At 71.7% G+C, this 21,145-nt stretch carries 15 protein-coding genes; 9 read left to right on the plus strand and 6 right to left on the minus strand.

Annotated elements, in window-relative coordinates; genetic code table 11:
* Positions 1-58: 58 nt before the first annotated feature.
* Together KUM44_RS25775 and KUM44_RS25780 are read right to left on the minus strand one after the other, a co-directional pair.
* Entirely contained in the window at positions 59-3,208 is a 3,150-nt protein-coding gene (locus KUM44_RS25775) for an FAD-binding and (Fe-S)-binding domain-containing protein (RefSeq protein ID WP_217211517.1), read from the minus strand.
* A 58-nt stretch (positions 3,209-3,266) separates the two neighbouring features.
* Complete coding sequence (locus KUM44_RS25780; protein ID WP_217211519.1) at positions 3,267-3,749, minus strand: MarR family winged helix-turn-helix transcriptional regulator; 483 nt, start codon at positions 3,747-3,749, stop codon at positions 3,267-3,269.
* A 116-nt stretch (positions 3,750-3,865) separates the two neighbouring features.
* Between KUM44_RS25780 and KUM44_RS25785 the strand changes: the two genes are divergently transcribed.
* Positions 3,866-4,384 (plus strand): YceI family protein, encoded by a 519-nt coding sequence (locus tag KUM44_RS25785; protein ID WP_217211521.1) that lies wholly within the window; start codon positions 3,866-3,868, stop codon positions 4,382-4,384.
* On the opposite strand, the gene KUM44_RS25790 is transcribed toward KUM44_RS25785, so the two are convergent.
* Together KUM44_RS25790 and KUM44_RS25795 are read right to left on the minus strand one after the other, a co-directional pair.
* Entirely contained in the window at positions 4,362-6,059 is a 1,698-nt protein-coding gene (locus KUM44_RS25790) for a hypothetical protein (protein WP_374202076.1), read from the minus strand. The genes KUM44_RS25785 and KUM44_RS25790 overlap by 23 nt on opposite strands.
* Before the next feature lie 134 nt (positions 6,060-6,193).
* Positions 6,194-10,219: a bifunctional nitrate reductase/sulfite reductase flavoprotein subunit alpha gene (locus KUM44_RS25795; protein WP_217211522.1), complete on the minus strand. Its 4,026-nt coding sequence runs from the start codon at positions 10,217-10,219 to the stop codon at positions 6,194-6,196.
* A gap of 232 nt (positions 10,220-10,451) precedes the next feature.
* Between KUM44_RS25795 and KUM44_RS25800 the strand changes: the two genes are divergently transcribed.
* The 4 genes from KUM44_RS25800 to KUM44_RS25815 all read left to right on the plus strand — a co-directional run bounded on the left by KUM44_RS25800 (position 10,452) and on the right by KUM44_RS25815 (position 13,107).
* Positions 10,452-10,841, plus strand: coding sequence for a cell division protein SepF (locus tag KUM44_RS25800; protein WP_217211524.1), 390 nt, complete (start codon positions 10,452-10,454; stop codon positions 10,839-10,841).
* 108 nt (positions 10,842-10,949) lie between these two features.
* On the plus strand, positions 10,950-12,125 hold the full coding sequence (locus tag KUM44_RS25805) for an AAA family ATPase (RefSeq protein WP_217211525.1): 1,176 nt from the start codon (positions 10,950-10,952) through the stop codon (positions 12,123-12,125).
* The gene (locus KUM44_RS25810) at positions 12,122-12,448 is read left to right on the plus strand and encodes a nucleotide pyrophosphohydrolase (RefSeq protein ID WP_217211526.1); all 327 of its coding nucleotides are present in this window, start codon (positions 12,122-12,124) and stop codon (positions 12,446-12,448) included. Before KUM44_RS25805 ends, KUM44_RS25810 begins: the two co-directional genes overlap by 4 nt.
* Positions 12,449-12,642: 194 nt before the next feature.
* Positions 12,643-13,107: a DUF6099 family protein gene (locus tag KUM44_RS25815; protein WP_217211527.1), complete on the plus strand. Its 465-nt coding sequence runs from the start codon at positions 12,643-12,645 to the stop codon at positions 13,105-13,107.
* Between the two features lie 19 nt (positions 13,108-13,126).
* Here KUM44_RS25815 and KUM44_RS25820 read toward each other — a convergent pair whose 3' ends face one another.
* Positions 13,127-14,362 (minus strand): epoxide hydrolase family protein, encoded by a 1,236-nt coding sequence (locus KUM44_RS25820; protein WP_217211528.1) that lies wholly within the window; start codon positions 14,360-14,362, stop codon positions 13,127-13,129.
* A gap of 182 nt (positions 14,363-14,544) precedes the next feature.
* Positions 14,545-14,709, minus strand: coding sequence for a hypothetical protein (locus tag KUM44_RS25825; protein ID WP_217211529.1), 165 nt, complete (start codon positions 14,707-14,709; stop codon positions 14,545-14,547).
* Positions 14,710-14,955: 246 nt separating this feature from the next.
* Here KUM44_RS25825 and KUM44_RS25830 point away from each other — a divergent pair, with 246 nt between their 5' ends.
* From KUM44_RS25830 to KUM44_RS25845, 4 genes are all read left to right on the plus strand, one after another.
* Positions 14,956-15,879, plus strand: coding sequence for an LLM class F420-dependent oxidoreductase (locus tag KUM44_RS25830; RefSeq protein WP_217211530.1), 924 nt, complete (start codon positions 14,956-14,958; stop codon positions 15,877-15,879).
* Between the two features lie 82 nt (positions 15,880-15,961).
* Positions 15,962-16,870, plus strand: a complete 909-nt coding sequence (locus KUM44_RS25835) for a ketoacyl-synthetase C-terminal extension domain-containing protein (RefSeq protein ID WP_217211531.1) — start codon at positions 15,962-15,964, stop codon at positions 16,868-16,870.
* Between the two features lie 216 nt (positions 16,871-17,086).
* Positions 17,087-18,571, plus strand: a complete 1,485-nt coding sequence (locus KUM44_RS25840) for a 3' terminal RNA ribose 2'-O-methyltransferase Hen1 (RefSeq protein WP_217211532.1) — start codon at positions 17,087-17,089, stop codon at positions 18,569-18,571.
* A complete protein-coding gene (locus KUM44_RS25845; RefSeq protein ID WP_217211533.1) occupies positions 18,568-21,120 on the plus strand; it encodes a polynucleotide kinase-phosphatase in 2,553 nt (850 codons plus the stop codon). The genes KUM44_RS25840 and KUM44_RS25845 overlap by 4 nt, the downstream gene beginning before the upstream one ends.
* Positions 21,121-21,145: the final 25 nt, after the last annotated feature.

Raw genomic sequence — 21,145 nt, forward strand, 5'->3', positions numbered from 1 at the left:
TAGCGAACGAGAGCACGAGCCGCCCTGGCCGGGCTCTCGTCCGCCGCCCCGCTCCCGGTCAGCCGCGCCGCCCCCGAATCCTCCGGACCGCCGTCCGGACCGCCCCCGCGACCGCCCCGCCCACGACCACCCCCGCCCAAGCCGACGCCAGAGCCCGCGCCCGGCGCCCCGGAGGTGTCGGCCGGGCGCCCGGAGCGACCCCGTACGCGACTCCCGCCACCTCGGACACGGGCAGTGCCGACGCCAGCAGTTCGGCCAGATGGACACCCTCGTGGCCGCCGCTGTCGAACTCGTGGATCTGGGTGCGGCAGCTGAAGCCGTCCGCGAGGACGACCGTGTCGGCGGCTTCCTCCCGCAGGCGCGGCAGCAGGACGCGTTCCGCGCAGGCGCGGCTGACGTCCACGTGGCCTTGTTCGAAGCCGAAGTTGCCGGCCAGACCGCAGCAGCCGGAGTCCAGGCGCTCGGCGTCGACCCCGGCCCGGCGCAGCAGCTTCTCGTCGGCCTCCCAGCCCAGTACGGCGTGCTGGTGGCAGTGGACCTGGGCCACTGCGCGGGCGGTGCGGGCGGGGACCTGCGGGGGCTCGTATCCGGGGGTGTGCCCGGTGAGCAGCTCCGAGAGCGTCACCGTCTGGTCCGCCAGTCGCCGTACGTCCCGGTCGCCGGGGAACAGCTCGCCCGCGTCCGAGCGGAACACGGCCGTACAGCTCGGCTCCAGGCCGACCACCAGGCCACCGTCGCGCAGATGACCGGCCAGGTGGCGGACCGTGCGGGTCAGGACGCGTTCGGCGATACCCAGTTGACCGGTGGAGATCCACGTCAGCCCGCAGCACAGCGGCTCGGTGGGCATGGTCACCCGCCAGCCCGCGTGCTCCAGCAGCTCCACCGCGGCCTGCCCGACGTGCGGATGGAAGAAGCTGGTGAACGTGTCCGGCCAGAGCAGCACCGTGCCGCGCTCGCCGGAACCGGAGGGAGCCTGCGACGCACGGCGGGCGAACCAGCTATGCAGCGACTCCCGTGCGAACAGCGGCACTTCCCGGTCCGCCACCCCGGCCAGCGCGACCGCAGCCCGGGACAGCGGCGGAGTGTGGGTGAGGGTGTTGACCACCGGGCCGAGCCCGCTGCGCCCCACGGCGTGGGCGACGACCGGCAGCCAGCCCATCGACAGATCGGAGCGGGGCCGCATCCAGGGCCGCCCGGCGTAGTGGTGGGACAGGAACTCCGCCTTGTAGGTCGCCATGTCGACATCGGCCGGACAGTCGCTCTTGCACCCCTTGCAGGCCAGGCACAGATCGAGCGCGTCCTTGACCGCCCGCGAACGCCAGCCGTCGCGGATCGCGCTGTCACCGTGCCCGTCGAGCATCTCGAACAGCAGCCGCGCCCGGCCCCGGGTGGAGTGCTCCTCCTCCAAGGTGACCTGGTACGACGGGCACATCACCGTGCCGCCCTCGGTGTCGAGACGACGGCATTTGCCCACACCCACACACCGGTTGGCGGCCTCGGCGAAGGACCCGCCGTCGTGCGGGAAACGGAAGTGGAGGTCGCGGGGGTCGTAGGGGGCCCAGTCACCGCCGAGACGCAGGTTCTCGTCGAGCCGGTACGGCGCCACGACCTTCCCGGGGTTCATCCGGTCGGCCGGGTCGAAGATGCCCTTGAGCCGCCCGAACGCCTCCACCAGCTCCTCCCCGAACATCCTGGGCAGCAGCTCGCCCCGGCTCTGCCCGTCCCCGTGCTCCCCGGAGAAGGACCCGCCGAACTCGACCACCAGATCGGCCGCCCGCTCCATGAAGCGCCGGTAGACCGCCACCCCGTCCGCGCTGTACAGGTCGAAGGGGATCCGGGTGTGCACACACCCCTGCCCGAAGTGGCCGTACAGGCTGGGTCCGGTGTCGCTCTGGTACCCGAACTCCTCGAACAGGCCGCGCAGCCGCCGCAGATACTCGCCGAGCCGCTCCGGCGGCACCGCCGAGTCCTCCCAGCCCTCCCAGGTGTCCGGCCGGTGGGGGATGTGGGCGGTGGCGCCGAGACCCGCCTCGCGGACCTGCCAGAGCTGCTCCTCGTGGCCCGGGTCGTCCAGGAAGGCGACCTCCGCGTCGTGCTCGGACTCGTGCAGCGCGTCCAGCATCCGGTGTGCGTGCTCGTCGGCCTCCTCGACGGTGTCGCCGCCGAACTGCACCATCAAGAAGGCGTTCCCCTCGGGCATCTGCTCGATGGCCTGCTCATTGAGGTGCTTGAGGCGCTCGTCGTGGACCAGATGACGGTCGACGCCCTCCAGCGCCATCGGCTCGTACGGCAGGATCCCCGGTACGGCGTCCCCGGCGAGCGCGATATCGGGGAACCCCAGCACCACCAGCGTGCGTTCCTTGACCACCGGCACCAGCTTCAGCTCCGCCCGCAGGACGGTGACCAGCGTCGACTCACTGCCGACCAGCAGTCCGGCGATGTCGAAGCCGTGCTCGGGCAGGAGCGAGTCGAGGTTGTAGCCGGAGACCCGGCGGGGGATGCGCGGGAAGCGGCGGCGGATCTCGTCGGCGTGGGTGTCACGCAGGGCGCGCAGCCTCCGGTGGACGGACGCCCGCAGGTCGCCGTGCCGCTCGATCCCGGCGTACTCCTCGTCGCTGGTCGGCCCGCACCAGAAGCGGGTGCCGTCGTAGAGCAGCACCTCCAGGCGGGCGATGTTGTCGACGACCTTGCCGTTCGCCTGCGCGGTGGCGCCGCAGGAGTTGTTGCCGATCATGCCGCCGATCGTGCAGTTGGCGTGCGTGGCCGGCTCGGGGCCGAAGCGCAGCCCGGTCGGGGCGAGCCGGCGGTTGAGCTCGTCGAGGACGATCCCCGGCTGGACGACACACCTGCGGGCGTCGACGTCGACCGACTCCAGTTCCGTGCAGTACTTCGACCAGTCGATGACGACGGCCGTGTTGGTGCACTGCCCGGCCAGCGACGTCCCGCCGCCCCGCGACAGCACGGGCGCGTCGTGCTCCCGTGCGACGGCCACCGCCTCCGCGGCCGCCTCGGGGGTGTGCGGGACGACCACGCCGATCGGAGTCTGGCGGAAGTTCGAGGCATCGGTGGAGTACGCGGCCCGGCTCCCGGCGTCGAACCGGACCTCCCCGTCGACGCGCAGCCGCAGCGCGCTCTCCAGGGCGTCCGGGTCGGGCGGGGGCGCCGTTTCGTGCCGTACGACGGGAGCGGGCAGGTCCGAGATGCCCATCAACCCCTCCTCGGTGTCGGTGCGGGCCCCGCCCGGGTACCCGCAACCGCACCGACGACTACTCCGGTGTCGCCTCCGCGGCGAAGTCCGGCATCAGCGCGCACATCGCCTCGCGCTGGGCGGGGCCCATGAACCGCGCCAGCGCCGCCTTGACCGTCTCGGCGAGGACTGCGGAAGCCTCCTCGAGCAGCCCCCGCGCCTTCTCCGTGAGGGCGACCTCGACGCCCCGCTTGTCGCCGCAGACCGAGGTCCGGGTGACCAGGCCGGCGTGCTGGAGGCAGGCGATCTGGTAGGTGAGCCGGGTCTTGGGGCGGCCGAGGAGCTCCGCGATCCGGGTCATGCGCAGGGCCTGCCCGGGGTCCGCGGCGAGCAGGCACAGGACCAGGAACTCGTCGTGCGAGATGTCCAGCCGTTCCTTGACGACGGTGCGCAGCTCCTGCTCCACGGCCCCCGTCGCGGCCAGCATCAGCATCCAGGCGTGCAGCTCTGCGGGCAGGAGTCCGTCGCCGGAGGCGGAGGGGCATGCGGGGATGTCGGCCATGAACTCGAGTGTAGCTGTTGTTCAAATTTGGAGTATCGGCTAGCGTGCATGATGTCATCCAAATTTGGACCACCAAGGGTCGTCCTCCGCGTCCCGTTGATCAGGAGTGAGAGATCATGACCGTCGCCGTCGAAACCGGAACCTGGCAGCTCGACCCCGCCACCTCCACCGTCGCCCTCCGACACAAGACGTTCTGGGGCCTGATGACCGTCAAGGGCACCTTCGCCGCCGTCACCGGCGACGGCGAGGTCCGGCCCGACGGCTCCGCCGTGGGCACCATCACCCTGGACGTCGCCTCCCTGGACACCGGCAACGCCAAGCGCGACGAGCACCTGCGCGCCGCCGACTTCTTCGACGCCGCCCACCACCCCGAGATCACCTTCTCGGCCCGCAGCGCCGAACTGCGCGACGGTGACACCGTGCACGTCGTCGGTCAGCTCACCGTCCGCGGCATCAGCCGCCCCAAGACCTTCACCGCCCGCCTCGTCGGCGCGGACGCCGAGTCCCTCACCCTGGACGCCGGGTTCACCGTGGACCGCGAGCAGTTCGGCATGGGCTGGAACCAGCTCGGCATGATCCGCGGCCTGACCACGGTCGCCGGCACACTCCGCTTCACCCGGAGGGCCGCAGCCTGACATCGGCGCTCGACAACGTCTGCGGTACGGCCGTGAAGGCCCGCAGCCGGATCCGTACGCCCGGCCGGGGAAGGCCGAACCGCCCTGCGGGCGGCCGGAGTTCATAGCGCGCCGTGGCGTGGGCCGGCAGTGTGGCCGGTCCTCGTACGACCGTCCAGTACTGGTTCATGCCCTGGCCCGTGGTGAGCGTGAAGTGGGGCGCCAGGGCCGCGGCTTCCGTGTTGGTGACCTCAACCTCCAAACGGCTCACGCCAGTCGCCGTCGCCCACCGGGCCGACGTCACCCGCATGCCCAGCGGCGGGGTCCCGGTCGCCGCCCATGCCGCGCTCGCCAGGGCCGGGATGAGCAGCAGCGCGGTCGCCGCGATCCGCGCCGGACGCCGGGAGAGCACCCGCAGGCGCGGCTGCCAGGCGGACGCGAACTCCGAGGCCGGCGCGGTGACCGCCGCCGCCAGCCACAGCGGCGTCATCATCAGGTAGTAGCCGTCCTGCGACCGCGTCGCCAGAAAGAACGCGCACCACGGCAGCACGGTCGCCGCGGGCCCCAGCCGCCGTACGAACAGCACGAACACCGCGAGCAGCCCCGCCGCCAGCAGCATGCTCGCGTGGGAGTACCAGTCGAGCCGGTCGCTGCCGTCGGTGAAGTACAGCGAGACGCCGACCACGCCCTGCCCGTGGATCACCGCACCCTGCGTCAACGGCAGCACGATCCCCCGGATCCAGGTACCCGGCTCGCTCACGACGAAGTACGTGTTGACCAGCAGCCACACGCCCCCGGCCGCCTCGACGATCTTCGCCACCACCAGCGCCGCCGCCCGCGCACCCAGCTCCCCGCGCCGGACGGCGTACACCCCGGCCAGCAGGAACGGCGCCACGAACCACGGCAGTTGCTGCGCCGCACACGCCGCCCCCAGACAGGCCGCCCGCGCCAGCCCCCCGGTCCCGAGCCGCCCGCCCTGCCCGATCCGCGGCCACCGCACCACCACCGGCACCAGCAGGGCCAGCGCCACGATCGCCGGATAGCCGAGGCGGCCGTACGACGGCAGGAACCCGAAGCCGAGACACACCATGGTCGCCGCCGACCGCCACGGCGTGGGCAGCATCCGCCACAGCACGACGGCGCCGGCGATGAGCGCGGCCGTGCTCACCGCGGTGGCCGGCGTGCCGCCGTGCCCCAGCCACAGCAGCGGTGCCGTCAGCAGCGGCGCCAGGGGCGGATAGCCGTACGTGAAGTCGTAGCCGCCCGTCACCGTCGGGGTGAGCGCGACGCCGTGGCCGAAGAGCCAGGGCCACGGCTGCCCGTAGACGGGGTGCCCGGCGACCAGTTCACGGGCGGCCTGGGTGGTGAGGACCGCCTCGTCGCTGCCCGCGTGGTTCATCGCCCACGCGCAGAGCGTCAGCGTCACGGCGGTCACCAGGACGCACAGATCCACCCGCGCCAGCGACCTCGCCCGCCGCACGACCAGCGCCAGCACTCCGCACGCCAGGATCGAGGCGTAGCACACCGAGATGGCCGCGGCCACGACGAGACGGTGACCGGCCGCCTGTGTCCAGATCGCGCGCGTGCCGATGAAGAGGCTGATGCCGGCGAGGAGGGTCAGGACGCGGTGCCACTGGGCGGGGGGTTCCGGGGGCGTGGCGGGCACCCACCACAGCGTCCGTCGGCCGGGTGTCACCAGCTCCTGTTCTGCCACCTGCACAGCACCGGACGGTAATCAGGCCTGGTGAACGGGGCGCCGAGGGAGGTGAAGAGTCCGGTGTGAGCCAGGTGAGAGATCCCCGGGGACCGGCGGGGGCGTCCCGGGCGCGGTCAGTAGACGTCTCGGACGTACCGCTTCGCCGCCGCCAGCTGCTTCACGTACGCCGACGCCTCGGCCTCCGCCAGCCCGCCGTGGGCGACGGCGATGTCCCGCAGCGCCTGGTCCACGTCCTTGGCCATGCGCGAGGCGTCGCCGCAGACGTAGAAGTGGGCGCCGTCCTGAAGCCAGCGCCACAGCTCGGGGCCGTGTTCGCGCATCCGGTCCTGGACGTACACCTTGTTGCGCTGGTCCCGGGAGAACGCGGTGTCGAGACGGGCCAGGGCGCCCTCGTCGAGCAGCGCGGTCAGCTCGTCCTCGTAGTAGAAGTCGCTGGCCCGGTGCTGCTCGCCGAAGAACAGCCAGTTGGGAGCCTGGTGCCCGAGCACCCGCCGCTCCTCGAGGAACCCGACGAAGGGCGCGACCCCCGTACCCGGGCCGACCATCACCATCGGTGTCGAGGCGTCCGCGGGCGGGCGGAAGTGGGGGGAGCGCTGCACGAAGACCGGCACCTCGGTGTCCGGCCCGGAGTCGGCGAGGAAGGGCGAGCAGACCCCGCCGCGCGGCCGGCCGTGCAGGTTCTCGTACCGCACGACGGACACCGTCAGCGAGACACTGTGCGGGTCGACGAGAGGGCTCGACGATATGGAGTACAAGCGCGGCTGAAGCTTCCTGAGCACCCCGGCCCACTCCTCGGCGCCCGCCCGCACGGAGTGCTCGGCGATGACGTCCACGGCCTGCCGGCCCCAACTCCACTGCGCCAGACCGTCCTTGTTGTCGGGCCGTAGCAGCCTGCGCAACTCCCGGTCGTCGCGGACGCGTTCGGCGACGAAACGGAGCAGGTCGGGGGTGATCCGCGTGATGTCGAGGTGCCGGTGCAGAGCCTCGGCGAAGGAGATCTCGCCCACGCCGTCCAGGTCCAGGGCCGTCGATCCGTCGACGCCGGTCACCGCCAGCCATTCCGCCACCAGCGAGGGCGAGTTGACCGGCCGCACCCCGAGCGCGTCGCCCGCCTCGTACGTCAGCGAGGTCCCGCTCGTGTCGAAGGTGAAGCGCCGCACCTCCTTGCCCGCGCCGGGCCGGCTGAGCAGCCGGTTGCCGACGAGACGGGCGGTGGCGGGGGCGGGCCTGGCACCGGCTTCCGGTTTCCCGGCGGGCTTCGGGACGGCGGGTGTGTCCGTGGTGCCCAGTGCCGTCAGGACCTGGTCGAGCCACGCCCCGGCGGACGGCTCGAAGTCCGGTTCGCAGTCCGTACGGGGTGCCATGCGCACCGCGCCCAGTTCGCCCAACCGCGTGTCGAGCCGACGCCCGTGGCCGCAGAAGTCGTCGTAGGACGAGTCACCGAACGCGAGCACGGCGTACCGCACCCCGTCCAGCCGCGGCGCCTGCGCGTCGGACAGTGTGTCCCAGAAGCCCGACCCGTTGTCCGGGGCGTCACCGTCGCCGAACGTGCTGGTGATGAAGAGGAGGTCGGCCGCACGTGCGAGAGCGGGGACATCGGCCTCGTCCATGCCGACCAGGGTGGCCCGGTGCCCCGCCGCGCCCAGCCGCTCGACGGTGGCGGTGGCGAACTCCTCGGCGTTGCCGGTCTGCGAGGCCCACAGCACCACGACCTCACGGCCGTCACGGGTGACGGGCTCCGCCGCCGTCCGGGAGTACATCCCGGCGAGCACGCCGTTGACCCACAGTGCGTGCTCGGGGCTGAAGGGCGCGTCCGGCGGCAGGACGGGGATCCCGGGTGCGCCGGTCCCGATGCCGGCGAGGAAGCCGGTCAGATACAGGCGTTCCTGGGCGGTCAGGACGGGCGGCGGGGAGGGTTCCAGACCGAAGGGGTCAGCGGAGCCGGGGGTGACAGCCGTCGGCGTCAGCGCCTCCACCGGTCCCTGAGGCGCAGGAGCCGCCACCCTGGTCAAGGACACCGCGCACACCTTGAACTCCGGTTGGAAGGAGATCGGGTCCACCGCGTCGCTCGTCACCGCGTTGACGCTCAGGTACTCCCCGAACAGATCGTTCCAGTGGAACGGCGCGAAGGCGCCCCCCGGCCGCACCCGCTCGGTCACCACGGCCGGCAACACCGCCCGCCCCCGCCGCGAGGCGACCTCCACCCGGTCCCCGTCGGCGATCCCCAGCTCCCGCGCGTCCCGCGGATGCACCTCCACGAACGGTCCCGGGTTCAGCTTGTTGAGCTTGGCGACCCTTCCGGTCTTGGTCAGCGTGTGCCACTGGTGCTGCACCCGCCCGGTGTTCAGTACGAAGGGGTAGTCGTCGTCGGGCATCTCGGCGGCCGGCATGTGCGGCCGGGCATGGAAGGCGGCGCGCCCGCTCGCGGTCGGGAAGCGCAGCTCTCCGTCGGCGTCGACGTACCGGATCGGATTGCGCTCCGGCCCGTCCACCTCGGCGGCCGGCCACTGCACGGGCGTGTCCCGCAGCCGCTCGTACGTCACCCCGCGCAGATCCCAGCCGGTCACGGGGTTCCAGGCCCGCCGGATCTCCTCGAAGACGTCCTCGGCACGCTCGTACGAGAACCCCTTCTCGTACCCCATCGCGCACGCGACGGCCGCGATGATCCGCCAGTCCGCCATCGCCTCGCCGGGCGGGTCGGTCACTGCACGGGTCAGCGTCAGACTGCGCTCACTGTTGACGAAGACGCCCTCGCCCTCGGTCCACATCGCGCCGGGCAGCACGACATCGGCGTACGCGTTGGTCTCGGTCTCACCGAAGACGTCCTGCGTGACGACGAACTCCGCCGCCTCCAGGCCCTCGATGACGGTACGGCGGTTGGCGACCGAGGCCACGGGGTTGGTGCAGATGATCCAGCAGGCCTTGATCTCGCCGTCGGCCAGCTTCTGGAACATCTCGACGGTGCCCTTGCCCACCCCGTCGGCGCGCAGCGTGCCCGGCGGGAGCTCCCACAGCTCCTCGACGAAGTCACGCTCGGCCTCGACGAGCACGGACCGCTGCCCCGGCAGCCCGGGCCCCATATACCCCATTTCTCTTCCGCCCATGGCGTTCGGCTGCCCGGTGAGCGAGAAGGGCCCGGAGCCCGGCCGACAGATGGCACCCGTCGCCAGATGCAGGTTGACCAGGGCGTTCGTGTTCCAGGTGCCGTGCGTGGACTGGTTGAGCCCCATCGTCCAGCAGCTCATCCACTCACCCGCCTCGCCGATCAGCCGGGCGGCGGTGCGCAGGTCGTTCTCGTCGATCCCCGTGATCTCCGCGACGGCGGCCGGCGTGTAGTCGGCGAGGAAGGCGGGCATCGCCTCCCAGCCCTCGGTGTGGGCGGCGATGAAGTCGGGGTCGGTGTGGCCGTTCTCGACGAGCAGGTGCAGTAGGCCGTTGAGGAGGGCGAGGTCGGTGCCCGGCTTGATCTGGAGGAACAGGTCGGCCTTGGCGGCGGTGGCGGTGCGTCGCGGGTCGACCACGATGAGCTTCGCGCCCGCCTTGACCCGCTCCATCATCCGCAGGAAGAGGATGGGGTGGCAGTCGGCCATGTTCGAACCCGTGACGAGGAACACGTCCGCCTGGTCGAAGTCCTGGTACGACCCGGGCGGTCCGTCGGCGCCGAGCGACAGCTTGTATCCCGCCCCGGCACTGGCCATGCACAACCGCGAGTTCGACTCGATCTGGTTGGTGCGGATGAACCCCTTGGCCAGCTTGTTCGCCAGGTACTGGGCCTCCAGGCTCATCTGCCCGGACACATAGAGGGCGACCGCGTCCGGCCCGTGCTCGTCGATGATCGCGCGCAGCCGGCGGGCGGTCTCGGCGATGGCGTCGGCGGCGGGGGAGGGCACCGGCTCCTCGCCCCGGTCGTCCCTGACCAGCGCGGTGCTCAGCCGCCCGGGCGCGGCCAGCATCTCGGCCGTGGTCGCGCCCTTGGTGCACAGCCGGCCCGCGTTCGCCGGGTGCTCCTTGTCGCCGGAGGCCTTCAGGACCGTACGCCGCCCGTCGGGCCCCGTCCCGACGTCCAGCAGCACTCCACAGCCGACCCCGCAGTACGTGCAGACCGTCCGGACCTGAGTCGTGGAGGTGGTCTCGGTCACGTGCTGCCCTTCTCCGGCGGTCGGGGTGGTGCGTAGAGCGTACGAATTGCCCGTTACGTCGATGTCACATCGCTTGATCATGAGGAGTTACGTCGGCCACACAGCCGTCCGGAGCGCGATGTGAGGGAGTGTGTGGCAGTCGCGCACCGTGTCGCTGTTGGGCCGAACGGGTGACTTGGCGTAAGAATTGGCAGGTGCAGGCAATGAAGGCGAATCAGGGCGGGGGGAGCCGGTGAACAGCTACGACGTCACCGATGAACAGTGGGAGGGGCTCGCCCAGGTCGTGCCGTTGCGCGGCCGTGACGCCTGGCCGTCCGCGGTGGACCACCGAGTGCCCCCGGAAGCCGCGACGGAGCCGCGCCGCCGGTTCGTCGTCCTGCGGGTCAACGTGTTCGCGGACGCCCGCGATGTCGCCGAGACGCTGATGGCGGGGATCCCGGTGCTGCTGGATCTGACCGGGGCGGAGACCGAGGTGGCCAAGCGGGTGCTGGACTTCAGCACGGGCGTCGTCTTCGGGCTGGCGAGCGGGATGCACCGGGTGGACCGGAACGTGTTTCTGCTGACGCCGCCCGGGACCGAGGTGAGCGGGTTGATGGAGGGGGCGGCGGTACCGGGCACCTGACGGTGCCGGGCGGGCGCTTGGCCCGGCGGTGCTCGGCGGTCCCTCGATCGTAGGAAGGCCGCCGCGGGGGAACGGTTCGCCTGAGCGGCGGGGGCCTACGGTCCGGACATGGCCGTGTCGTCGTCTGAGTCGTATTCCGCCCGCCCCGCAGGCGAGGAGTGTCCCGGGCGGCCTCAGGTCACCGGGCTGCGGCTGTCCGCGTTCGCCGGGCATCGCGGGGTCGCGCTTCCGGTCGGGGCGCTCACGTTCTTCGCCGGTCCGAGCGGGTCCGGCAAGACGACCGCGTTGCAGGCGTACGAGGCGCTGGCCCGGCTCGGCGGGGGTGCCGGGGTGGGGGAGGTGTTCCCCGATCCGGTCGCGTGCGTTCCGGAGCGGGCGCGTCCCGACGCTCAGCGGCGACGCGGCTTCCGTATCGGGTGCACCGCCGACGGCCCCGAGGGGCCTGTGCGGCTCGATGTCGCCGTGCAGGCCGAGCCCCGACTGAGGATCGTGGGGGAGCGGCTGAGCGCGGGCGGGGTCGTCCTGCTGGAGACGGCCCTGCGTGATCCGGGCCGGCCCTGTGTACAGGCCGCCTGGCACACGGCCGGGCAGTCGCCGGTGACGCGGGCGCCGCTGCCCGATGATCGGCTCGGAACCGCCCTGTTGCCGCTGAGGGTGGCAGGCAAGACGGACGGACAGCGGCGGGTGCTCGCCGCCGCGGAGCAGATGGTCGTGGCGTTGCGGTCGGTCTTCGCCTGCGATCCTCGGCCCGAACGGATGCGGGCACCCGTGCCGATCGGCTCCGGACGGCTGCTCGGGGGCTGCGACAACCTTGCCGAGGTGCTGTGGCGGACCCGTGCCGAGTGCGGGCGGCGGCATGCGCGGCTGGTGGCAGCGGTGCGGGCGGGGTGTGCGGGGGCGGTGGCGGATGTGGTCGGTGAGGTGCTGCGGGACGGGACCGTGCGGGGGGTGCTGGACCGGGGGGACGGCGTTCGGACGGAACTCGGCCGGCTGGGGGAGGGGGAGTTGCGGTACCTCGCGCTGGCGTTGGTGCTGCTGACCGGGCCCGGCGTGCTGGAGGTCGACCCGGTGGGGGAGGTGCCTGCGGCCATGCAGACGCTGAGCGTGCTGGTGGACGGCTTCGATCGAGGGCTGGACCCGGGGCAGCGCGCGGAGTTGGTCGGGCTGGCGGCGCGGATGTGCGATCAGGGGCACATCCGGGTGGTCGGGACCGTGAGCGACGCGGCGGGGGTCGCGGGGGTCGCGGAGGGGGTCTCGGTCACGGTGGTACACCTGGAGCCGTGACCGAACCTCTTGATGTGGCCAAGCTTCAGCGCAGGCTGGCCGAGTTCGCTGCCGCGCGGGACTGGCAGCCGTACCACACGCCGAAGAACCTCGTCGCGGCGCTCAGTGTGGAGGCGTCCGAGCTGGTGGAGATCTTCCAGTGGATGACGCCGGAGGAGTCCGCGCGGGTCATGGACGACGCGGAGAGCGCGGCGCGGGTGACCGATGAGGTCGCGGACGTGCTGGCGTATCTGCTCCAGCTCTGCGAGGTGCTCGGGATCGATCCGTTGGCGGCGTTGGACGCGAAGATCGATCGGAACGAGCGGAGGTTTCCGGCGCCGTAGGGGGTCTGGCGGGGTGGGGAGGGGGGTGCTCCACTTTCACTCTCTGTGCTGGGCTGGTGAGGTTCAGCGGAAAAGTTGTCCGCAGATTTCCGTCTTCCTCTGGCTTTTCGTCTCAAGGGCATTCACTCTGGGTAGTGGACAAGGGAGTTCGGGTGGACGCGTGGGCAGCGCGTCGGAACAGACGGGGACTGCGGATGGACGCGGTGCGGCTGATCATGACGAGCAGGCGGGCGCTGGCGGGGAGCAAGGGCGTCCCGGAGATGATGACCGAGGTGTGGCAGGCGCAGGCACTGGCTCAGGCGATCGGCAGCCGGCTCGCGGTCTTCGGCCCACCTGAACTGCGGGGCGAGGCACTGGGGTTGACGGAGCTGGCCGGGCGGGGCTGTGGGGTCATTCGGACGCCGGATCTGGCGGAGGGGGACTTACGGGCCGCCCAGCTCACGGAGTTGGGAGACGCGCGGCAGGCGCTGATGCATCTGGGGAGCCTGTTGGGTGAGGTGGGGATCGCTCTGGTCGGGATGGCCAGTGGGGCGGACGACGAGACGACGTACTGGCAGTGCATGGAAGCCATCGACGCGGCGGACGAGTCCCGGGATCGGGTGCTGGAGATGCTGCGGAGACTTGCGGACCGGGATGAAGTGGTGCCGGAGGCGGGGTAGTGCCCTGACCGGGCAGGACTCAGGGCCTGCGGTCGTGGAAGGTGCGGCGCAGGTCGCTCACCCAGGCGTCGGGGTTCTCCCAGGGGATGAAGTGGCCGCCGTGGTCATGGGCGTTGACGCTGACGTGGTGGAACCAGGCGGCCTGCGGGCCGGTCTTGAAGGCCTGGACGCGCTCGTCGGCGGTGTGGATGCCGGGCGGGTTCTCGTAGGTGACGAAGGTGAGGCCGACCGGGGCCTGCACGACCGGGGTGCGGTCGTGGGCGGGGGTCCAGGGGTAGCGGTTGGCGTTGGCGTAGTAACGCATCGACGTGGCGATGGAGTTGTTCACCCAGTAGATCGTGGCGTGGGTGAGCAGGTCGTCCTTGGTGAAGACGGACTCGACGTCGCCGCCGTTGTCGCTCCAGGCGTTCCAGCGCTCCAGCAGCCAGGCCAGCAGCCCGGCGGGTGAGTCACTCAGTCCGTGGGCCAGGGTGGCGCCGTCGAGCATGTGCACGGCGAGATGGGACGCGAAGCGCTGGTCCTGTTCGATGATGCGGGCGCGGACGTCGGCGGGCTGGTCGTCGGTGAGGGGGCGGTTCCGGGCGAAGTCCCAGGCGCGGGGCCCGGTGAAGAAGTCGAGCGGCAGTCCGGAGCCGATGTGGATGCCGTAGAGCTCGTCGGCGTACTTGTGGCCGAGCTGGCTGGAGACGATCCCGCCGATGTCGCAGCCCCCGGCGGCGTACTTCTCGTATCCCAGGGTCTCGGTCATCAGGGTGTGCCAGAGGTCGGAGACCTTCCAGAAGTTGACGTCCGGAAAGCCGGTGAGCGGGCCGGGGAAGCCGAAGCCGGGCAGGGACGGCACGATGACGTCGAACGCGTCGGCGGGGTCACCGCCGAACGCGGCCGGGTCGGCGAGCGGGTCGATCACCTTCGACCAGTGCCAGAACGTCCACGGCCAGCCGTGGGTGAGGATCAAGGGGATCGGGCGGGGGCCACGGCCGGGCTTGCGCAGGAAGTGCACCGGCACACCGGCGACGCTCACCTGGTAGTGCTCGTAGGCGTTGATGTCGGCCTCGGCCTTGCGCCAGTCGTAGCCGCCCCGCCAGTGGGCGAGAAGCTCACGCAGATAACTGTCCGGGACGCCGTAGGACCAGTCCCCGTTCCCCTCGTCCAGCGGCGGGCGGGTCAGGGTGAGACGGGTGCGCAGGTCGTCGAGGACCTGGTCGGGCACATGGATCGGGGTGGGCTCCAGCGGGAAGGCGTGCGGGGTGGTCATGGCGTGCTTCCAACCCTCCATCAACGGCGGGCCCGGCATTTTCAGCCCGTCCGGCGTTTGAGGACGAGGCCGTAGGCCGACGGGGGTCCAGGGGGCGAAGCCCCCTGGCGGGGTTGAAGGGGCGGAGCCCCTTCAAGGGATGGGACGGGTAGGGGCGGCGGGGGCGAGAGACGCCCCGGCGGTCAGCCCGCGTCCCCGTCCTGTCGTGCGGCCCCCGTCGACTGGAGGTCCGCGTCCAGGGCAGACAGGTCCGCGTTCAGGGCCGCCATCAGCTCCTCCATCTGCTGTAGCAGTCCCTTGGGCTGGCCGGCACCGGTGGTGTGCTGTGGTGCGAGTTCCTCGGACATGACGGCCTCCTCGGGCCTCCGGCCCCCCCAATGGCAGCGGGCCGACACGGTGACGCCCCGGCGGTCGCAAGGACGGGGGCGGGCGCCGGGCGGTCCGGCTCCGTTCGAGCCAACGATCACCGTCGGGGCCGGTCACTGGCCCGGGCAGGGGCCGGCACGGGCGTTGACGGAATTCACCCGACCGGGGACGCGGGGGGCAGAGGGCCCCATGCGGTTGACGGCTGTCGAGGCGTGCAGGATGGAGGCATGGATCTTCGCATCTTCACCGAGCCCCAGCAGGGGGCCACCTACGACACCCTTCTCACCGTGGCGAAGGCCACGGAGGATCTTGGGTTTGATGCCTTCTTCCGGTCCGACCACTACGTGAAGATGGGTTCGGGCGACGGGCTTCCCGGACCCACCGACGCCTGGATCACGCTTGCCGGTCTCGCACGGGAGACCAAGCGGATTCGGCTCGGCACCCTGATGACCGCCGGCACGTTCCGGCTGCCCGGTGTGCTCGCCATCCAGGTCGCCCAGGTCGACCAGATGTCCGGCGGCCGTGTCGAACTCGGCCTGGGCGCGGGATGGTTCGAGGAGGAGCACAAGGCGTACGGCATCCCGTTCCCGAAGGAGAAGTTCGGGCGGCTGGAGGAGCAGCTCGCCATCGTCACGGGACTGTGGGCGACCGAGGTCGGGGCGACCTTCGACTTCAAGGGCGAGCACTACACGCTCAGCGACTCGCCCGCCCTGCCCAAGCCCGCGCAGGAAAAGATCCCGGTGCTCATCGGCGGCCACGGCGCCACCCGCACCCCGCGGCTGGCCGGCCAGTACGCCGACGAGTTCAATATGCCGTTCGCCTCGGTCGAGGACAGCGAGCGGCAGTTCGGGCGGGTACGCGCCGCCGCGGAGGCGGCCGGGCGCAAGGGCGACGACCTCGTCTACTCCAACGCCCTCGTGGTGTGCGTGGGCAAGGACGAGCAGGAGGTCGCCCGTCGCGCCGCCGCCATCGGGCGTGAGGTCGACGAACTGAGGCTCAACGGGCTGGCCGGCTCCCCGGACGAGGTCGTCGAGAAGATCGGCCGCTACCAGGAGATCGGCTCGCAGCGGATCTATCTCCAGGTCCTCGACCTGGATGACCTGGACCACCTGGAGTTGATCTCCTCCCAGGTGCAGTCGCAGCTGTCGTAGGCCTGATACGGCGGTGTGCGTGGTGCCGTCCGGCGGATCGGGCCGTTGGGGTGCGGTCCGCCGGACGCGGTCTCGTCACGGCTTGCGGGCGACGCCCACGTACAGCGGTATGTCGTCGGTCCCCGGCTGTTCGCCGAGCTCGGGGTGCCAGGCCGACCGCATAGAGGCGAGCGCCGCGACCGCCGCCTTCAAGGGCGCTCTCGGCACCGGCTCCATCGGTCTGGGTTCGGTGAAGGCGAACATCGGCCACCTGGTCGCGGCCGCGGGCGTGGCCGGGGTCATCAAGACCGTGCTGATGCTGGAGCACGCCACCATCGCCCCGGCCGCCGGAGCCGGCCGCCCTCACCCCGAACTCGCCCTGCACGACTCGCCGTTCCATGTCGTCACCGAGGCCGAACCCTGGCCCAAGCCCGAGCACGGCCCCCGCCGGGCCGGCGTCAGCTCGGTCGGCATCGGCGGCACCAACGTCCACGTCGTCCTGGAACAGGCCCCGCCCCGCCCCCGCGACACCCCACCCTCGGGCCCGCAGGTGCTGCTCCTGTCCGCCCGCACCGAGGACGCCCTCAAGGCCACCGCCGGCCGCCTGGCCACCGCCCTGCGCGCCCCGGGTGCCCCCACCCTCGCCGACACCGCCCACACCCTCCGCTTCGGCCGCACCCCCTCGCCGTCCGCGCCTACGTCCTGGCTGCCGACCGCGAGGAGGCCGCGACCCGCCTCACCGAACTCGCCGAGGGTCGTGCCGTGCCGGCCCCGGCCGGCGCGGACGACCTTCGGGCGATCGGGGAGGCGTGGCTGCGGGAGGTCACGCTGCCGTGGCCGGCCCGGCGCCGCCCGAAGTTCGCCTGCCGGGGCGTCATCTCCTTCGGAGTGGAGCCGCGCAAAGGCATTCCGGCGCCCCCGGGGCTGCCAGAGGCCGCACTGGTGCCGCGTGCCGAGCGACTGCGAGCGAGCGAAAAACCTGAGTGTCTTCGCGGTATTCGCTGTACGTTGATCGGGCGCGCCGGACAAGCGGCGCTCCCGTGGCCGACTGACCGTAGCGCAGCGCCGCTACCGCGTTGAGAAGGGGCCGGGAGCAGTGAGCACAAAGGCGCAGTCTTCCCGTGCCATGGCCGATCACTATTCTGTGGCGGATGTGCACTCGAGGTGCACCGGTCCCAGGGCCCGGCGAATATCCGCAGTTCAGAACCCATTCTGAGGTTTACCCACAGTGTTCCTGACCATCACCACCACCGGCACTCCGGAGCGCCCGGCCACCGATCTCGGCTTTCTGCTGCACAAGCATCCCGGGAAATCGCAGGCGTTCTCCACCTCCTACGGCACGGCGCACGTCCTCTACCCGGAGGCGGACGCCGAGCGCTGCACGGCGGCGCTGCTGCTGGAGGTGGACGCGGTGGCACTGGTCCGGCGGGGCAAGGGCAAGGGGCGGGGTGGCGCGCCCGACGCCGCACTCGCGCAGTACGTCAACGACCGGCCGTATGCCGCCTCCTCGCTGCTCGCGGTCGCGCTGAGCGGTGTGTTCTCCAGTGCGATGCGCGGCGTGTGCAACGCCCGGCCGGGCCTTCCGGCGCAGGCGCGGCCCCTGCGGATCGAGGTGCCCGCGGTTCCGGCCCGTGGCGGCCCCGAACTCGTACGACGGCTGTTCGAGCCGCTCGGCTGGGCGGTGACCGCCGAGCCCGTGCCGCTGGACGTGCGGTTCCCCGAGTGGGGTGACTCGCGATACGTACGGCTCGTCCTGGAGTCGCAGGCGCTGACCCTCGCCGAGGCCCTGCGGCATCTGTACGTCCTGCTGCCGGTTCTCGACGACGCCAAGCACTACTGGGTCTCCTCCGACGAGGTCGACAAGCTGCTGCGGGCCGGTGAGGGCTGGCTGCCGGACCACCCGGAGCAGAAGGTGATCACCAGCCGGTATCTGTCACGCCGCTGGTCGCTGACCCGGCAGGCGATGGAGCGGCTGGAACTGGTGCGGCTCGCCGAGGCCGACGACAGCGCGGTCGAGGACATCGACAACGCCGTCGAGGCGGAGGGAGAGACGGAGGAGAAGCCGACTCCGCTCGCCGTGCAGCGACGGGACGCGATCATCGCCGCGCTGAAGGCGTCCGGTGCCGCGCGCGTGCTCGATCTCGGGTGCGGGCAGGGGCAGTTGGTGCAGGCGCTGCTCAAGGACCCGGCGTTCACCGAGATCGTGGGCGTGGACGTGTCGATGCGGGCGCTGGCCATCGCCGAGCGACGGCTGAAGCTGGACCGGATGGGGGAGCGGCAGGCCTCGCGCGTGAAGCTCTTCCAGAGCTCCCTCTCCTACACCGACAAGCGGCTGGAGGGCTACGACGCCGCCGTGCTCAGCGAGGTCATCGAGCACCTCGACCTGCCACGGCTGCCCGCCCTGGAATACGCGGTGTTCGGCGCCGCCCGCCCGCGGACGGTCCTGGTCACCACCCCGAACGTCGAGTACAACGTCCGCTGGGAGTCCCTCCCGGCCGGGCACGTCCGGCACGGCGACCACCGCTTCGAATGGACCCGCGAGGAGTTCCGGGCGTGGGCGCGGGCGGTGGCCGAACGGCACGGGTACGGCGTGGAGTTCGTGCCCGTCGGGCTCGACGACCCGGAGGTGGGGCCGCCCACCCAGATGGCCGTCTTCAGCATGCGGAACGACGCGAACGACGTGAACGACGTGAAGGAGGCGAAGGTCGCATGAGCGAGAACACCACCCGGGCCACCGAGGGACGGGTCCTGCCCGTCACCGACCTGTCCCTCGTCGTGCTCGTCGGCGCCTCCGGCTCCGGCAAGTCCGCCTTCGCCCGCCGGCACTTCAAGCCCACCGAGGTCATCTCCTCCGACTTCTGCCGCGGCCTGGTCTGCGACGACGAGAACGACCAGAGCGCGACCCGGGACGCCTTCGACGTCCTGCACTACATCGCGGGCAAGCGCCTGGCCGCCGGCCGCCGTACCGTCGTCGACGCCACCAATGTGCAGCAGGACGCCCGCAAGCAGCTGATCCAGCTGGCGAAGCAGTACGACGTGCTGCCCATCGCCATCGTGCTGGACGTGCCGGAGCAGGTGTGCGCCGAGCGCAACGCGGGCCGCACCGACCGGGCCGACATGCCGCGCCGGGTCATCCAGCGGCACACCCGCGAACTGCGCCGGTCCCTGCGGCACCTGGAGCGCGAGGGCTTCCGCAAGGTGCACGTCCTGCGCGGTGTGGAGGACGTCGAGAGCGCCACCGTCGTCACCGAGAAGCGTTTCAACGACCTGACCCACCTCACCGGTCCGTTCGACATCGTCGGCGACATCCACGGCTGTGCCTCGGAACTGGAGTCGCTGCTCGGCAAGTTGGGCTACGTCGACGGCGTGCACCCCGACGGCCGTACCGCCGTCTTCGTCGGCGACCTCGTCGACCGCGGCCCGGACAGCCCGGGCGTGCTGCGCCGCGTCATGTCGATGGTGAAGTCGGGCAACGCGCTGTGCGTGCCGGGCAACCACGAGAACAAGTACGGGCGTTACCTCAAGGGCCGCAAGGTCCAGCACACGCACGGACTCGCCGAGACCATCGAGCAGATGGAGGGCCACAGCGAGGAGTTCCGGGCCGAGGTACGGCAGTTCATCGACGGGCTGGTCAGCCACTACGTCCTCGACGGCGGCCGGCTGGTGGTCTGCCACGCCGGCCTGCCGGAGAAGTACCACGGCCGTACGTCCGGCCGGGTCCGCTCGCACGCGCTGTACGGCGACACCACCGGGGAGACCGACGAGTTCGGGCTGCCGGTGCGCTACCCGTGGGCGGAGGACTACCGGGGCCGGGCGGCCGTGGTGTACGGCCACACTCCCGTCCCGGAGGCCACATGGCTGAACAACACCATCTGCCTGGACACCGGTGCTGTCTTCGGCGGCAAGCTCACCGCGCTGCGCTGGCCGGAGCGGGAGCTGGTCGACGTACCGGCCGAGCAGGTCTGGTACGAGCCGGCCAGGCCGCTGCGGACGGAGGCACCGGGAGGGCACGACGGTCGGCCGCTCGACCTGGGCGACGTGCAGGGCCGCAGGGTCGTGGAGACCCGGCACTCGGGCCGCGTGTCGGTCCGTGAGGAGAACGCGGCCGCGGCCCTGGAGGTCATGAGCCGCTTCGCCGTCGACCCGCGCCTGCTGCCGTACCTTCCGCCGACCATGGCGCCGACGGCCACGAGTCACATCGACGGCTACCTGGAGCACCCGGCGGAGGCCTTCGCGCAGTACGCGGCGGACGGCGTCGAGCGGGTCGTGTGCGAGGAGAAGCACATGGGCTCGCGGGCCGTGGCGCTGGTGTGCCGGGACGCGGAGGTCGCCCGCAAGCGGTTCGGGGTCGACGGCCCCACCGGGTCGCTGTACACCCGTACCGGGCGCCCCTTCTTCGACGACGAGTCGGTCACGGAGACGATCCTGGACCGCGTCCGGGCCGCTGTCACCGAGGCCGGCCTGTGGGCTGACCTCGAGACGGACTGGCTGCTGCTCGACGCCGAGCTGATGCCATGGTCGCTGAAGGCACAGGGCCTGCTGCGTTCGCAGTACGCGGCGGTCGGCGCCGCCTCGGGCGCGGTGTTCCCGGGTGCGCTGGCCGCCCTGGAGGGTGCCGCGGCGCGTGGCGTCGACGTGTCGGACCTGCTGGCCCGTCAGCGTGAACGGGCCGCCGACGCCGCCTCGTTCACCGAGGCGTACCGCCGGTACTGCTGGACCACGGACGGCCTGGACGGCGTACGCCTGGCACCGTTCCAGCTCCTCGCGGTCCAGGGCCGCAGCCTCGCCGCCCTCCCGCACGACGAGCAGCTCGCGCTTGTCGACCGGCTGGTGGAGCACGACGGCACAGGTCTCCTCCAGACCACCCGGCGTCTGTACGTCGACACCGGTGACCCGGAGTCGGTGCGGGCCGGCGTCGACTGGTGGCTGGAGATGACCGGCCGGGGCGGCGAGGGCATGGTCGTCAAGCCGCTCGGCGCGGTCGTGCGAAGCGGGGAGGGGCGGCTCGTCCAGCCCGGGATCAAATGCCGGGGCCGGGAGTACCTGCGGATCATCTACGGTCCGGAGTACACGCGGCCGGACAACCTGGCCCGGCTGCGGCAGCGGTTCCTCAACCACAAGCGGTCCCTCGCCATCCGCGAGTACGCGCTCGGTCTGGAGGCCCTGGACCGGCTGGCCGACGGCGAGCCGCTGTGGCGGGTGCACGAGGCGGTGTTCGGGGTGCTGGCGCTGGAGTCGGAGCCGGTCGACCCCCGGCTGTGACGGTCAGCGGCTGATCACGGCCCGC

This window comes from Streptomyces sp. AC550_RSS872 (genome assembly GCF_019049285.1).
Classification (GTDB): Bacteria; Actinomycetota; Actinomycetes; order Streptomycetales; family Streptomycetaceae; genus Streptomyces.